The organism is Salinilacustrithrix flava, from assembly GCF_041228405.1.
Taxonomy (GTDB): domain Bacteria; phylum Actinomycetota; class Acidimicrobiia; order Acidimicrobiales; family Salinilacustritrichaceae; genus Salinilacustrithrix; species Salinilacustrithrix flava.
Genome location: NZ_CP133888.1, coordinates 3,596,342 through 3,610,455, shown reverse-complemented (window position 1 = coordinate 3,610,455; position 14,114 = coordinate 3,596,342). Strand labels below are relative to the sequence as shown.

13 protein-coding genes are annotated in these 14,114 nt (G+C 72.2%); 7 read left to right on the top strand and 6 right to left on the bottom strand.

From position 1 onward, the window contains the following. Positions 1 to 56 precede the first annotated feature (56 nt). Entirely contained in the window at positions 57 to 1,274 is a 1,218-nt protein-coding gene (locus RGQ06_RS17705; protein ID WP_432430048.1) for a thiolase family protein, read from the top strand. 39 nt (positions 1,275 to 1,313) lie between these two features. Here RGQ06_RS17705 and RGQ06_RS17700 read toward each other — a convergent pair whose 3' ends face one another. Continuing rightward, positions 1,314 to 2,555 (bottom strand): NAD(P)/FAD-dependent oxidoreductase, encoded by a 1,242-nt coding sequence (locus RGQ06_RS17700; protein WP_432430047.1) that lies wholly within the window; start codon positions 2,553 to 2,555, stop codon positions 1,314 to 1,316. Between the two features lie 67 nt (positions 2,556 to 2,622). On the opposite strand from RGQ06_RS17700, the gene RGQ06_RS17695 reads away from it, so the two are divergent. From RGQ06_RS17695 to RGQ06_RS17675, 5 genes are all read left to right on the top strand, one after another. Continuing rightward, positions 2,623 to 2,991, top strand: coding sequence for an RNA-binding S4 domain-containing protein (locus RGQ06_RS17695; RefSeq protein WP_432430046.1), 369 nt, complete (start codon positions 2,623 to 2,625; stop codon positions 2,989 to 2,991). A gap of 28 nt (positions 2,992 to 3,019) precedes the next feature. Next, entirely contained in the window at positions 3,020 to 3,499 is a 480-nt protein-coding gene (locus RGQ06_RS17690) for a glutathione peroxidase (protein ID WP_432430045.1), read from the top strand. A gap of 282 nt (positions 3,500 to 3,781) precedes the next feature. Next, on the top strand, positions 3,782 to 6,976 hold the full coding sequence (locus RGQ06_RS17685) for a DEAD/DEAH box helicase (protein ID WP_432430044.1): 3,195 nt from the start codon (positions 3,782 to 3,784) through the stop codon (positions 6,974 to 6,976). Continuing rightward, entirely contained in the window at positions 6,973 to 7,305 is a 333-nt protein-coding gene (locus RGQ06_RS17680; RefSeq protein ID WP_432430043.1) for a hypothetical protein, read from the top strand. Before RGQ06_RS17685 ends, RGQ06_RS17680 begins: the two co-directional genes overlap by 4 nt. Positions 7,306 to 7,403: 98 nt before the next feature. Then, entirely contained in the window at positions 7,404 to 8,291 is an 888-nt protein-coding gene (locus tag RGQ06_RS17675) for an Fpg/Nei family DNA glycosylase (RefSeq protein ID WP_432430042.1), read from the top strand. Between the two features lie 58 nt (positions 8,292 to 8,349). Here the strand turns inward: RGQ06_RS17675 and RGQ06_RS17670 are convergent, their stop codons facing one another. Then, positions 8,350 to 9,066 carry a DsbA family protein gene (locus tag RGQ06_RS17670; protein ID WP_432430041.1) on the bottom strand — a complete coding sequence of 239 codons (717 nt, stop codon included), beginning with the start codon at positions 9,064 to 9,066 and terminating at the stop codon, positions 8,350 to 8,352. Positions 9,067 to 9,129: 63 nt separating this feature from the next. On the opposite strand from RGQ06_RS17670, the gene RGQ06_RS17665 reads away from it, so the two are divergent. Further along, positions 9,130 to 10,314 carry a GAF domain-containing protein gene (locus RGQ06_RS17665; RefSeq protein WP_432430040.1) on the top strand — a complete coding sequence of 395 codons (1,185 nt, stop codon included), beginning with the start codon at positions 9,130 to 9,132 and terminating at the stop codon, positions 10,312 to 10,314. A gap of 42 nt (positions 10,315 to 10,356) precedes the next feature. Here the strand turns inward: RGQ06_RS17665 and RGQ06_RS17660 are convergent, their stop codons facing one another. The 4 genes from RGQ06_RS17660 to RGQ06_RS17645 form a co-directional block, all read right to left on the bottom strand. Next, positions 10,357 to 11,223: an HpcH/HpaI aldolase/citrate lyase family protein gene (locus RGQ06_RS17660; RefSeq protein WP_432430071.1), complete on the bottom strand. Its 867-nt coding sequence runs from the start codon at positions 11,221 to 11,223 to the stop codon at positions 10,357 to 10,359. A gap of 17 nt (positions 11,224 to 11,240) precedes the next feature. Then, the gene (locus tag RGQ06_RS17655; RefSeq protein WP_432430039.1) at positions 11,241 to 12,290 is read right to left on the bottom strand and encodes an HpcH/HpaI aldolase/citrate lyase family protein; all 1,050 of its coding nucleotides are present in this window, start codon (positions 12,288 to 12,290) and stop codon (positions 11,241 to 11,243) included. 64 nt (positions 12,291 to 12,354) lie between these two features. Beyond that, positions 12,355 to 12,963 carry a TetR/AcrR family transcriptional regulator gene (locus RGQ06_RS17650; RefSeq protein ID WP_432430038.1) on the bottom strand — a complete coding sequence of 203 codons (609 nt, stop codon included), beginning with the start codon at positions 12,961 to 12,963 and terminating at the stop codon, positions 12,355 to 12,357. Positions 12,964 to 13,038: 75 nt separating this feature from the next. Further along, entirely contained in the window at positions 13,039 to 14,091 is a 1,053-nt protein-coding gene (locus tag RGQ06_RS17645; RefSeq protein ID WP_432430037.1) for a phosphotransferase family protein, read from the bottom strand. Between the last annotated feature and the right edge of the window lie 23 nt (positions 14,092 to 14,114).

Here is a 14,114-nt window from a genome sequence, read left to right as displayed (position 1 = left end):
CCCGACGGCGGCCACCCTCACATCCACCTGTGCGATCGCGAAGGACCTTCTCTGACATGAGCAGCGACGACATCTACATCCTCGGCATCCACATGACGAAGTTCGGGAAGCACCCGGACTCCGACGTGGTCGACCTCGGCGCGGAGGCGGCCATGGCCGCCCTCGCCGACGCCGGCGTGACCATGGCCGACATGGGCATCCTGGCCGCGGGCAACCTGATGAACGCGAGCGCCGGCTTCGGCCAGCAGCTCCAGAAGCAGATCGGCCAGACCGGCATCCCGGTGTTCAACGTGGCCAACGCGTGCGCCACGGGCGCCACCGCGCTGCGCACGGCGATCATGGCCATCAAGGCCGGCGAGTGCGACATGGGCCTCGCCGTCGGCGTCGAGAAGCTGGCCGGTGCCGGCCTCCTCGGCGGCGGTGGTGGCGGCGGCAAGTCCGACGAGCACAAGTGGGAGCCATCGGGCCGCTTCGGTGCCGTCGCCGGCGTCGACGGCCGCATCGGCACCGCCGCCATGCCGGGCACCTTCGCCCAGGTCGGCATGGAGTACCTGCACGAGAACGACTACAGCGGCGAGGCGTTCGAGCTGTTCGCCCGCATCAGCGTGAAGAACCACAAGCACTCCACGCTGAACCCGCTGGCCGCCTACACCAAGGAGATGAGCCTCGAGCAGGTGATGGGCGACGTGATGATCGCCTACCCCAACACCCGCCCGATGTGCTCGGCCAACTGCGACGGCGGCGCCGCGGCCGTGGTCGTCTCCGGCGCCAAGCTCAAGACCCTCTCCAAGGAGCAGCAGCGCCGGGCCGTGAAGGTGTCGGCATCCGTGCTCACCTCCGACCCGTGGCAGGAGGCCTGCCAGGTGCTGCCCGACGTGAACACGCTCACCCGCATGGCGGCCGAGCAGGCCTACGAGCAGGCCGGCGTGTCCCCCGAGGACCTCGACCTGGTCGAGCTGCACGACTGCTTCGCCACGGCCGAGCTCGTGCACTACGACAACCTCATGCTGTGCGAGCCGGGTGGGGCGGTGGACCTCTTCGAGTCCGGCGCCACCTGGCGAGACGGCTCGACCCCGGTCAACGTCTCCGGCGGCCTCGAGTCCAAGGGCCACCCGATCTCGGCCACGGGCATCGCCAACATCTGGGAGGTGTGCCACCACCTCCGCGGTGAGGCCGGCGACCGCCAGATCGAGGGCGCCAAGGTGGGCCTGGCCCACGTCATCGGCCTCGGTTCGGCCTGCGGCGTCCACATCCTGGAGTCCAGCGCGGCCTGATCCGCTCCGCCGCCTGACGTCCGTCCGCTGCGGTGGGCGTCAGGCGGAGGCAGCCAGCACGGCCTCGGCGCAGCGGCGCCCGGAGAACATCGCGCCCTGGATCGAGCCGGTGTCGCGGTGGTCGCCGCACACCCACAGCCCCGGTCGCACCGCCACGGCCTGCTTCGGCGCGAACGGCGGCGACTGGTCGGGCTGGCCGTGGGCGATGGCGTCGGTGCGCAGGTGCTCCCACCCGTCCACCTGCGCACCCCACCAGCCACGCAGCTGGTCCCGCACGGCCGGCTCCAGGGAGCTGTCGGCCCGGCCGGGGACGGCCGCGGCGATCAGCGACCGGCCCTGCGGCGCGTAGGTCGGGGCGACGTTGGTCATCACGGCGACGTTGCGAGCCGGTCCGGTGCCATCGAGGATCACCAGCCGGTCCTCGACCGGCGCCGCCGCAGCGCTGAACCACACGCACGACGCGGCGCGGGAACCGACCTCCTCGGTCCCGAGCAGTCGAGCGGCGGCCGGGCCCTCCGTGGCGACGACCACGTGGTCGGCGGTCACGACCTCACCGCCGGCGAGGGTCACGCGTCCGTCCTCCACGCCGGCGACCGGCGAGTCGCAGCGGACCGTGCCCTCGGGCAGTCCCGCAGCCAGCTGCCGGGGGATCGACTCCATGCCGAGCGCCGGCACGGCCGAATCGCCCCGGGCGAGGCTGCGGAACACCACGTCGAACACGCGACGGCTGGTGCCGAGCGACGGGTCGAGCTGGATCCCGCCGACGAGCGGCTCGAAGAAGCGCTCGATCATCGCCGGGGAGAAGCCGTCGTCCCGCAGCGCCTGCGCCGTCGTCACGTCCTCGCCCCGCAGCAGCTCCGGAGCGGTTGCCCGGAGGAGACGCCGGCGCAGCAGTCCGACCCGCAGCTTGTCGCCGATCGAGCCCACCGGTGCCAGCGCGCCGCGCAGCCCGGCGACGGGGGAGCGGAACGGGTCGACGACCCGGTGGAAGCGGTCGCCGACCCGCACCAGCGCGCCCGGGTCGAAGCGGCGCAGGTCGAGGGCGTCCAGATCCAGGTGGCGGGGGAGCTCGGGGTAGTCGGTGAGCAGGACCTGGAAGCCCCGGTCCAGGCGGTGCCCGTCGACCAGGTCGGTGCGCACCCGCCCGCCGGGCGCGTCGGCTGCGTCGAGCACGACGACGTCGCGCCCGGACGCCACCAGGGTGCGGGCGGCGACGAGGCCGGCGAGCCCGGCACCCACGATGACGACGTCGTGGTGGTTCGGGTTCGGGGTGCCGGGCACGGAGCGACGGTAGCGACGACGCCGCTGCCGGTGACCGCGCCCCGCCCCGCTGCGCGACGATGGGCGGGTGGAGAGCACGCGCGTGGACCGGTGGCTGTGGGCCGTGAGGATCTACAAGACCCGCTCCGATGCCACCAAGGCGTGCAGCGGCGGGCACGTCGAGATCGACGGGCGCACCGTGAAGCCGGCCCAGAAGGTGCGGGTCGGCGACCGCGTCCACGCCCAGGTGGGGCAGCGGGAGCGGATCCTCGACGTGGCCCGCATCATCGACAAGCGGGTGGGGGCGCCCATCGCGGTCGAGTGCTACGTCGACCACAGCCCGCCCCCGCCGGAGCGCCCGCTGCAGGCCCTCTTCGGCGAGCGCGAGCGCGGCGCGGGTCGACCCACGAAGCGGGAGCGCCGCCAGCTCGACCGCGAGCTGGGGCGTCGTCGCTGAGCACCCGCGCGGCACCTAGGGTGGCGAGATGGCTTCGTTCCACGACCTCGAGATGCGGTCGATCACCGGTGAGCAGATCGACTTCTCCACGTTCCGCGACCAGGTCTGCCTCGTCGTCAACGTGGCCAGTGAGTGAGGGCTGACGCCCCAGTACGCAGGTCTGCGTGCGCTCCAGGAAGACTTCGCCGACCAGGGCTTCACCGTCCTGGCCTTCCCCTGCAACCAGTTCGGCAACCAGGAGCCCGGCTCCGACGAGGAGATCCTCGAGTTCGCGACGTCGAAGTACGACGCCAACTTCCCGATGTTCTCCAAGATCGAGGTCAACGGCGACGGTGCGTGCGAGCTCTACCAGCTGCTCAAGGCCGAGCAGCCCGGCGAGGGTGACAGCAGCGACATCACCTGGAACTTCGAGAAGTTCCTGGTCGGACGGGACGGCTCCGTGGTCGCCCGGTGGTCCCCGATGAAGACCCCGGAGGAGATCCGGGAGGAGCTCCCGACGTACCTCTGATCGTGGTGGTGCCCGTCCGGGCGCCTCCGTGGGTATGCTGGTGGCCGAGCTGGTCGTCCACCGATTCGGTGCACGGCTCAGGTCCGGTCGAACGCCACGTCCGGAGCAGGTCGCCCTCCCAGCGCGACAGCTCATGACCCACCGGGTCGTCTGGCGGTTGCAGCGGGGATTGCACGGGGCGGCGCGGGTCGCCGGTGCCCGCATCGAACGGAGAGCACGATCACCAGCACCACCTTGTCGCCGGAGGCACCTGCCGTCCTGCCGCGAGACTTCGAATCCATCGTGCAGGCGCACCTGGACGGTCATGAGACCGCCGAGCAGCGCGCTGTGCTCGACCGGTTCCGGGACGACTGGGTGCGGGTCCTGTACCGCCTCCTCGACCAGGCCGACCGGGTCATCGAGGAGACGCGACGCACCGTGCGCGGTCCCGAGCGCCTGGCCATCATCGAGGACTTCGACCGCGAGGCGTTCCGCATCGACGAGGTGCTGACCGAGCTGCTCGGCCCGCCGTCCGAGGACGAGCTGACCCCCGATGGCGCCCAGCGCAAGGCCAAGGGTCGCCCCACCCCCGCCCCGGCCGCGCCGGTGGAGCCCGGCACCACCCAGCTGCAGCTGACCTGGGAAGCCGGCTCGATCATCGCCTGGGCCGGTGGCAAGGACGCGCCGTCCGACTCCGTCGCCGGCATCCGCGCCCGCCTCGCCGCGATCGGCGGTGGCTCGATCCCGTGGGAGGAGCACCGACCGGTCAAGCTCCCCGACGGATCCAAGGCCGAGACCGTCCGAGCGCCGCTCGGTGCCGCGCTCGGCTGGCTCGTGGCGATGCGACGCACGCCCGAGGACGCCGAGGTCGGCGTGTCGGTCCCGTGGCTCGGCCTCACCGCAGCCATGGCCGTGCGCCTCGCGGCCCAGGGCCGGATGGTGCCCCGGCTGCGCAAGGTGCGCCGGCGCGACGACGCCGGCGGCAAGGACCTGTCCACCTTCGAGGTGCACTGGGAGCCGGTGCTCATCGACCCCGAGGCCATCAGCGAGCTGGCCGCCTCCCGGCCCACGGCCGCCGCCGCCACCGGCAACCGCCAGGACGGCCGGGCCTTCACCCAGTCCGTGCTGTCGGACCTGCTCGGCACGATCTGCGAGATGGCTGCCGAGCGCCTCGAGGTGCCGGCGCCGCCGCCCGACCCCCGCTCCCGCAGCGACGTGGCCGAGACCGTGCTGGCCCGCCTCGACGGCAAGCCCTTCGACGCCCCGACCCGAGCCGGCGCCGAGCTCGTCCGCCGCCTCGACCAGTGGTCGTCGCCGGTCACCGGCACCGCCAAGCTCGCCCTCACCGTCCGGCTGGACCCGCCCGACGAGGGCAACGCCTGGCACTGCGCCGTGCTGGCCCCCGGCAACGACGACGTGCTGGAGCCCGTCGAGGTCGCCATGGTCAACGCCTCCAACACCAAGTCCCGGGAGATGAAGGCGCAGCTGGCCCGGGTCGAGAAGCTGTTCCCCGAGCTGAGCCGTCCCGGTGGACGCCGCCGGGGCGAGGTCATCCTCTCCCAGGAGGAGGCCTGGCAGCTCATGTCCCAGACCGGCGAGGTGCTCCGCGCTGCCGGCTTCGACGTGCAGGTCCCCATGCTGTCGCGCCGCAAGCCGGCACCCGGCCTGCGCCTCACCGCGGACGAGGCCCAGGAGTCCGTCGTCGGTGCCCAGCAGCTGGCCAACGTGCGCTGGTCGGTGGTGTTCGACGGTGTCGAGCTGTCCGCCGAGGACGTCCGCCGCCTCGCGACCCAGGCCCGCCCGCTGATCAAGTCGGGCGACAAGTGGGTCGAGGTCGACAAGGCCGACCTGCGCGAGGCCGCGGCTGCGCTCGCCGAGCGGGCCGACAAGACCCGCCTCACCGGCGCCGACATGCTCCGCCAGGCCCTCGGTCTGGAGGGCTCGCCCCTCGCCGGCGGCATCCAGATCACCGGTGCCGGCTGGGCAGCGGACCTGTTGCGCAGCGCGTCGCAGATCTCCGAGGACACCGTCTCGGCCACCCCGGAGGGGTTCGACGGCGAGCTGCGCCACTACCAGGCCGAAGCGGTCGCCTGGCTGCGCTTCCTCGACGACGCCGGCCTCGGCGGCTGCCTCGCCCTCGACATGGGCCTGGGCAAGACGCCCACCATGCTCGCCCACGTCGCCGCCACCGCGGAGAAGGGCCCGACCCTCGTCGTCGCCCCGCCCGCCGTCGTGGGCAACTGGGCCAACGAGGCCCGCAAGTTCACCAAGCGCCTGCGGGTCGTCGTGCACCACGGTCAGAACCGCACCAGCCCCCGTGGCATCCCGAAGATGGTCGAGAACGCCGACGTGGTCATCACCACCTACGGCACGGCCGTGCGCGACGTCGCCGCGCTGGAGAAGGTCGAGTGGGGCAAGGTCGTCCTCGACGAGGCCCAGGCCATCAAGAACCCCACCTCCGACACCGCCCAGCAGCTGCGCCGCATCGAGGCCCGCAGCCGCGTGGCCCTCACCGGCACGCCGATCGAGAACGGCCTCGGCGATCTGTGGTCGATCATCGACTACTGCAACCCCGGCCTCGTCGGCGGGCGGGCGCAGTTCATCTCCCAGCTGTCACCGAGCGGCACGGGCAAGGACGGCGCCGAATCCGCGCTCAAGGCCCTCAACGGCATCCTCGTGTTCCGCCGCACCAAGGCCGAGCCCGCCATCGCCGCCGAGCTGCCCGACCGCATCGACGAGCTCGACCACTGCGCCATGACCAAGGAGCAGATCGGCCTGTACCAGGCCGTGCTCGACCGCCTCGTCATCGACACGAGCAGCGAGGACTCCCCGCAGAAGAAGGGCGCGGTGCTCGCCGCGATCACGGCGCTCAAGCAGATCTGCAACCACCCTGAGGCCTACCGGCCCACCGGCGAACCGCTCGACGGTCGCTCCGGCAAGCTGACCCGCCTCAACGAGATCGTGGAGTCGGTGTTCGAGTCCGGCGAGCGGGTGCTGATCTTCACCCACTTCGCCACGTGGGGCGACAAGCTCGCGACGTACCTCACGGACCGCTACGACCTGCCGATCGCCTGCTACCACGGCGGTCTCGGCCGCGGCGCCCGCGACGAGCTGGTCAAGACGTTCCAGAACGGCACCGGACCCGGCGCCATGGTGCTGTCGCTCAAGGCCGGCGGCACCGGCCTCAACCTCACCGCCGCCAACCACGTCGTGCTCTACGACCGCTGGTGGAACCCCGCCGTGGAGGACCAGGCCCGCGACCGCGTGTGGCGCATCGGCCAGAAGAGCACGGTCATCGCCCACCGCCTCGTGTGCCCCGGCACCGTGGACGAGCGGGTCGAGGAGGTCGTCGCCGGCAAGCGCCGCATCGCCGACCTGGTCCTGCCCAAGTCCTCGAGCATCGGCGACCTCGACGCCCAGCAGCTGCAGGCCGCCCTCGGCATCGACCCGGACCTGTTGCTCACCGACGACGACGAGACGGCGGAGGACGCATCATGAGCGCCAACGGATCCAACGGCCAGAACGGCTCGAACGGCGACGGCGGGGGGCGCAAGCGCCGCAACCGCAAGCGCCGCAACCGGTCCACCGCCAAGGCGACGGCCGAGTTCTGGGGCGATCCCAAGACCCTCCCGGAGCCCCGCGACGACATCCGCATCACCCAGGACCCCTCCGCCGTCGTGCGGTCCCTGGGGCGGCCGCCGCTGCCCGGCCAGGAGCAGGCGTCGGAGGCGTACTTCGCCGCGGTCTACGCCCGAGCCGTCGGCCTGGCCAGCGCGCTCGCCGCTGCCGGCGACCTGATCGAGCCCGAAGAGCTCCTCGAGGGCTGACCGAGCCGGAGCGAAGCGACCCATGTCACGGTGCCCTTGGTGCGGCGGAGCCGCAAGCCCGGACCGCGGAGGAACGTGACTTCTCCGCACCCGTCGTAATGCCCGAAGCCGCCGAGGTGGCGGTCGCCGCCGCCCAGCTCCACCAGGTCGCCGCCGGCCGGGAGCTGTCGGCGCTGCCGGTGACCCACCCGCGCACCGTCCGCCACACCGATCCGGTGTCGCTGGCTGCGCTGGTCGGCCGGCGGGTGACGCGCGTCCGCTCGCACGGCAAGTGGATCGTGGTCGACCTCGATGGGGCCGACGCCGCGCTCGGCATCCACCTGCGCATGAGCGGCCAGCTCCTCGTCGCCGAACCGGGCACCCCGCACCCGGACCGCCACGTCCACGCCACCCTCGCACTGGGACCCCACCCCGACCCGTTCTGGCCTACCGATTCCCCCGCATGTGAGGGAATCCGCAGGCCAGAACGTGCGGTGGAGGTGCGGTTCCGGGATCCGCGGACGTTCGGTGAGCTGCGGGTCCTGCCCCACGGCGTCGCGCCGGTGGCGCCGGACCTGTTCGATCCGGCCGTGACCGGCTCGTCGCTGCACGCCTTGGCCGCGCGACGGCGGGTCGGGGTGAAGGCCGTGCTGCTCGACCAGACCCAGGGCGTGGCCGGCATCGGGTCGTACCTGGCCGACGAGGCCCTCCACCGGGCTGGCATCGACCCGACCGCGCCCGCGGGCGAGCTGGCCACCTCCGCGTGGGAGCGGATCCTGGTCGCAGCTCGAGCCATCGCCGTCGACTCGATCGCCGTCGGCGGGGTCACCCTCGAGGACGAGGGGTGGGTCGACCTGTGGGGCCGTCCCGGCACCTACGCGGCGCAGCTGCAGGTGCATGCCCGGGCCACCTGCGCGGCCTGCGACACGCCGACCAGCTCGGCCGTCGTCGGCGGCCGCCGGGCCCGGTGGTGCCGCCGCTGCCAGCACCCCCGCCGTCGTCGCTGACCCCGAACAGGGAAATCTCGTTGATCCGTCACCACCGGTGGTTCGGATCGACGAGATCTCAGTCGGGGGTGGCCATCCGGTCGAGGTCGACGACCTTGCCCCGGTCGATGCTCACCCAGTCGCGGGCCTCGAGGTAGGGCTTGAAGGTCTGGGCGATGAAGCGGCCGTCGGCCTCGGTCTTGGGGCGCTGCAGCTCGTACAGGTGGGGGAACTCCAGCCACGCGGTGACGGCGTGCCAGAGGCGCAGCACGGCGTCGCCCTCGGTGGGCGGATCGATGATGACGGGCCCGAAGACGCACTGGCCGTCGGGGAAGAACAGCGTCGGCACCCCGTAGCCGCCGGCGGCGACGACCTTGTCGTGCTCGGTGCGGACCTCGTCGTGGGTGGTCGGGTCGGCGATGGCCTCGTCGACCAGGCCCGGGTCGAGGCCGATCTCGGCGAGCAGGTGGCGGGCGACGTCGGGATCGTGGGGCTTGTGGCCCTCCTCGTGCAGGGCTCGCCCCGCCCGCTCGTACCAGGCATCGAGCTCGGCCATGTCCCGTCGGCGAAGCAGGGCGCCGATGCGCATCATCGACCACCCGTAGGACCACTCCCGCTCCCACGGGTGCTTCTTGCCCTCGGCACGGTTGATCTCCTCGAGGGAGAAGAAGCGCCACGTGATGTCCAGGTCGGTCTGGTCCCGCACGGCCCGGATCCACCGTGAGGTCTGGTATGCGAACGGGCACATGACGTCGAAGTGGAAGTCGACGGCGGTCGGGGCGGTCGGCGCGGCCATGGTCGGAGGGTACCGGCGCCGGGATCTGGCACCGCCGGCGGCACATGCCGGTACAGTCTCGCCATGACCGGCCCATCGGGCGGGGCCGAGGCCCGACTCGTCCGCATCGCCGAGGCGCAGCGACTCCTCGCCAGCGTGAGCCACCGGCTGGGGCCCACCCTCGAGCTCGACACCACGCTCAAGGCGGTGCTCGCCGCCATGCGCGAGCTGGTCGACTTCCGGGGCGGCAGCGTCAGCCTCGTCGAGCGCGGCACGGTGGGCATCGCCGCGTCCGACCCGCCGGTGTCGCCCGAGGTGCTCGACGTCCGGCTGCCGATCGGCTCCGGCATCGGGGGCCGGGTCGTGGCCACCGGCGAGACCATCTACGTCCCCGACCTGGATGTCGACGAGCGGGTCGACCCCGAGGTGCGGCGAGCCGGGTCCAACGCCGGCATGGTCAGCTTCCTCGCCGTGCCGCTCGTCTGCCTGGGACGTCCCATCGGGCTGCTCCAGGTCGACAGCGCCGAGGCGGACGCCTTCGACGACGTCGACGTCATGCTGCTCGAGGGCCTCGCCGCCCAGACCGCAACGGCGATCGAGTCCGCGCGCCAGTCCCACGAGCGGGACCGGGTGGACGCACTCAAGCACGGCTTCATCAACCTGGTGAGCCACGAGCTGCGCACGCCGTTGACCATCGCGGCCGGCATGCTGCACATGCACCGCGACCTCCACCCGGACCTCGCCGACCCCGATGGGCTGCTCGACCGGGCGGAGTCGGCCCTCGGGCGGCTCGGTCGCCTCATCGAGGAGCTCATCGTGATGAGCGAGCTCGGCGCCGGCGAGGTCAGGGCCGTCCACCGTCCGGTCCGGGTGCGTGAGCTGATCGAGGCGGTGGTGGAGGCGAGCGAGAACCCGTCGCTCGTCACCGTCCGCTGCGATCCGGCCCTCGAGTGGACGACCGACGGCCGTCTCGTGCGGATCGCGCTGGGGGCGCTGGTCGAGAACGCGCTCCTCTACGCCGGCGAGGCCGAGGTGGTGGCGGGGGAGGGCGTGCTCGAGGTGCGCGACGCCGGGCCGGGCCTGCCCGACGACGTGCTCGACCGCCGGGGCGAGGCGTTCTCGCGCTCGGTCCGCAACCCCACGACCGTGGCCGGTCTCGGCCTCGGGCTGAGCATGGTCACGGCGATGGTGGCCGAGCTCGACGGCGAGCTGTCCGTGGAGACCGCCCCCGGGGAGGGGACGAGCATCCGGATCCGCCTGCCGGTGTGACGAGGCGGCTGCCAGAACCGTTCCGTGGTCGCTGCCAGAACCTCAGCTCTGCTGCAGCGCGGCGATCGCCTCGGCCTGGGCCAGGGTCTGGCGGGCCTGATCGACGTGGAGGTTCTCGATCATCCGGCCGTTCACCGTGACCACGCCGCGGCCCTCTCGCTCGGCCTCCTCGAAGGCGGTGATGATCTCGCGTGCGGAGGCGACCTCGTCCTCGGACGGGGCGAAGACCTCGTTGCACGGGTCGAGCTGGCTCGGGTGGATGAGGGTCTTGCCGTCGAAGCCCATGACCTTGCCCTGGCGGCACTCGGCGAGGAAGCCCTCCTCATCACCGATGGCGTTGTAGACGCCGTCGAGGATGACCTTGCCGGTCGCCCGAGCGGCGAGCAGGCACAGGCCGAGGCCGGTGAGCAGCGGTTGGCGGCCGGGGATGTGCTGGGCGTGCAGCTCCTTGGCCAGGTCGTTCGTGCCCATGACCAGCACGGTCAGGCGCTCGGAGCAGCCGGCGATCTCCTCGGCGTGCAGCATGGCGATCGGCGTCTCGACCATCGCCCAGATCTTGGTCCTCTCCGGTGCGCCGCCGGACTCGAGCGCGGCCTCGATGGCGCGCACGTCCTTGACCGAGTTGATCTTGGGGATGACGATGGCGTCGGGGCCGGCCTGGGCGATGGCGGCGACGTCGTCGGCGTGCCACTGCGTGTCGAGGCCGTTGGCGCGGATGGCGATCTCGCGCATGCCGTACTCACCGGACGAGGCGGCGGCGCACACGCGGTCGCGGGCCTCGGCCTTGGCGTCGGGTGCGACGGCGTCCTCGAGGTCGAGGATGAGCGCGTCGGCGGTGAGCCCCTTGGCCTTCTCGAGCGCCCGCTCGTTGGCGCCCGGCATGTAGAGGACGGAGCGGCGGGGCCGCAGCGTCGCGTCGGTGGCGCTCACAGTCCGTAGGCCTCCTTGAGCTCGGGATCGCGCTCGGCGAGCTGGGTGGCCAGGTCGAGCACGACGAGGCACTGCTTCACCGAGGCGTCGTCCTCCATCTTCCCGTCGAGCATCACCGCACCGGTGCCGTCGCCCATGGCCTCCACGACGCGCTTGGCGTGCACCACGTCGTCGACCGGCGGGGAGAACACCTTCTTGGCGATGTCGATCTGCACCGGGTGCAGCGACCAGGCGCCGACGCAGCCGAGCAGGTAGGCGTTGCGGAACTGGTCCTCGCAGCCGACCGTGTCACGGATGTCGCCGAAGGGCCCGTAGTAGGCGTAGATGCCGTTCGAGGCGCAGGCGTCGACCATCCGAGCCACCGTGTAGTGCCACAGGTCCTGCTGGTAGGTGGTGCGACCGGCCTCGAGGTCGTCGCCGGTGGGGTCGGTGCGGACCAGGTACCCGGGGTGGCCGCCGCCGACGCGGGTGGTCTTCATGCGCCGGTTGGCGGCGAGGTCGGCCGGACCGAGCGACAGGCCCTGCATGCGGGGCGAGGCTGCGCAGATCTCCTCGACGTTGGCGACGCCGCGGGCGGTCTCGAGGATGGCGTGGATGAGCAGCGGTTCGGTGAGGTCTGCCTTCGCCTCCAGCTGGGCCAGGAGGCGGTCCACGTAGTGGATGTCCTCGGGACCCTCGACCTTGGGGATCATGACGACGTCGAGCTTGTCGCCGATGGCGGGCACGATCTCGAGCAGGTCGTCGAGGCCCCATGGGGAGTCGAGGCTGTTGACCCGGGTCCAGAACTGGGTGTCGCCGAAGTCGACGGACTGGCCGACCTCGATCAGGCCGGCGCGAGCCGCCTCCTTGTCGGAGGCGGGCACGGCGTCCTCGAGGTTGCCGAGCAGCACGTCGCAGGTGGCGACCATGTCGGGCACCTTCGACCGCATCTTCTCGTTCGCCGGCGGGAAGAAGTGGATGTTGCGCGAGGGCCGGAACGGGACCTCACGCAGGGGTGCCGGGGCGCCGATGGCCAGGGGAGCGAAGAAGTCTTTGGGGCTGCGCATCGGGGGAGACCGTACCGTCGGTCACCGAGGCGTCGGAAACCTCTCGGTGAGCGATGCGGGCCGCTCAGGCGAACAGGCGGGTGAGGCTGCGCCGCAGGTAGGCAGCAGCCTCGTCCCGGTCGAGCCCGCAGCGGTGGCGGAGGTGCTCGAGGGAGTCGAACTGGGTCAGCAGGTCGATCGTGTGGCGGGCGTCCCGACGAGCGTCGGGCGGGTCGAGCTGCTCCAGCTCGGGGGCGAACATCTGGTGGGCCTGCTCGCCGAGCCACTGGTAGGTGTTCATGAGGCCGGCCTGGACCTGGGGGTCGGTGGCGGCCCGCACGCGCGACGCCCGGTAGATCACACGCATGGCGTCGAAGAGGCGCAGCCGGCGATCGGTGAAGCGGTTGATGCGCTCGGGCAGGGGACCCTCGCCGATGCGCTCGATGTCGAACAGCGGTCGGGTGCGCTCGAGGTGACGATCGATGGCCGCGGTGATGAGCTCGTCGAGGTCCTCGAAGTAGCGGTACACCGAGCGCAGCGACACGCCGGAGCGGTCGGCGACCTCGTGGACGCCGGGATCCAGGTTCCCCTCCTCGAACAGCTCGAGGACGGCGTCCAGGACCGCCAAGCGGTTCCGGTCGCGCCGCGCCGTCCGCCCGTCCACACGGCTCTCTGCTTCGGTCGTCTGGTCCATGTGCGCCATCCACTCGTATCGGGCCCGCCGACGGGTGCTCCCTATCCGCGAGGTGCGCACTTCAGCACCCTTGGGTCAGATGCCTGCCTCGTGGATGACGGCGAGGGCCCGCTCGAAGAGCCCGACGGTGGTGGCGTGGAGCAGGTCGCCGATCTCCTTCGGGGCCTTGCCGGCGAAGGCCCGGGCGTGGGTGCCCTCGAGGATGATGCCGAGCCGGTAGGCGGCGAGCACGTGGTACCAGTCGACGTCGGCGGTGTCGCGCCCGGTGCGCTCGGCGTAGCGCGCGACCAGCTCTGCCTTGGTCGGGAGGCCGTCGATCCCGGCGCCGACCGCACCCGCGCCGCCCCCGTCGTCCGCCGGCGGCCAGGTGGACAGCAGGTGCCCGAGATCGAGCAGCGGGTCCCCGATGGTGCACAGCTCCCAGTCGACGATGGCGGCCAGGTCGGGGGCGTCGGGGCGGACCAGCACGTTGGCGAAGTGGAAGTCGCCGTGGATGATCCCCAGGTGCCACGTGGCGGGGCGGTTGCGCTCCAGCCACGCCGAGACCTCCTCGACGCCCGGGATGTCGGGGCCCGGGTACCCGTCGAGCTCGGCGTAGGAGTCCAGCTGGTGGCGCCACCGCGGGACCTGGCGCTCCAGCCAGCCGTCGGGCTTGCCGAAGTCGCCGAGCCCCACGGCCTCGTGGTCGACGAGGGCGAGGGCGGCGATGGCATCGACCATCGAGAACCCCATGGCCCGGCGCATCGCCGGATCCGAGCGGTGGGGCTCGGGGAGCCCGCTCGCCGGGTTGAAGCCCTCGATGGGCTCCATCAGGTAGAAGGCGGCGCCGAGGACGTCGGTGTCGGGGCAGGCGGCGATGAGGCTCGGGTGGGGCACGTCGGATCCGGCCAGGGCGGCCAGCACGCGGGCTTCGCGCCGCATCGTCTCGTCGGAGTTCGCCCGCTTGTGCAGCGGGGGCCGGCGCAGCACGTGGCCACGACCGCTCCGGGTGAAGCGGACGAGCACGTTCTGGGTGCCGCCGGCCAGCTGCTCGACGTCCTCCAGGGGCCCCGACCCCAGGCCCTGGTCGTCCATCCAGGTCCGGAGCGCCTCGAGATTGACGCCGGGCGGGTCCTCCACGTGTGCCATGGGCCACCTGTGTAGCGTCCCGG

What these genes read in the sequence shown, in the direction of transcription:
- RGQ06_RS17680 (WP_432430043.1), top strand. Translation starts at nt 6,973, where the DNA reads ATGAGCGCCAACGGATCCAACGGCCAGAACGGCTCGAACGGCGACGGC.
- RGQ06_RS17650 (WP_432430038.1), bottom strand. Translation starts at nt 12,963, where the DNA reads ATGGACCAGACGACCGAAGCAGAGAGCCGTGTGGACGGGCGGACGGCG.
- RGQ06_RS17705 (WP_432430048.1), top strand. Translation starts at nt 57, where the DNA reads ATGAGCAGCGACGACATCTACATCCTCGGCATCCACATGACGAAGTTC.
- RGQ06_RS17665 (WP_432430040.1), top strand. Translation starts at nt 9,130, where the DNA reads ATGACCGGCCCATCGGGCGGGGCCGAGGCCCGACTCGTCCGCATCGCC.
- RGQ06_RS17675 (WP_432430042.1), top strand. Translation starts at nt 7,404, where the DNA reads ATGCCCGAAGCCGCCGAGGTGGCGGTCGCCGCCGCCCAGCTCCACCAG.
- RGQ06_RS17655 (WP_432430039.1), bottom strand. Translation starts at nt 12,290, where the DNA reads ATGCGCAGCCCCAAAGACTTCTTCGCTCCCCTGGCCATCGGCGCCCCG.
- RGQ06_RS17670 (WP_432430041.1), bottom strand. Translation starts at nt 9,066, where the DNA reads ATGGCCGCGCCGACCGCCCCGACCGCCGTCGACTTCCACTTCGACGTC.
- RGQ06_RS17645 (WP_432430037.1), bottom strand. Translation starts at nt 14,091, where the DNA reads ATGGCACACGTGGAGGACCCGCCCGGCGTCAATCTCGAGGCGCTCCGG.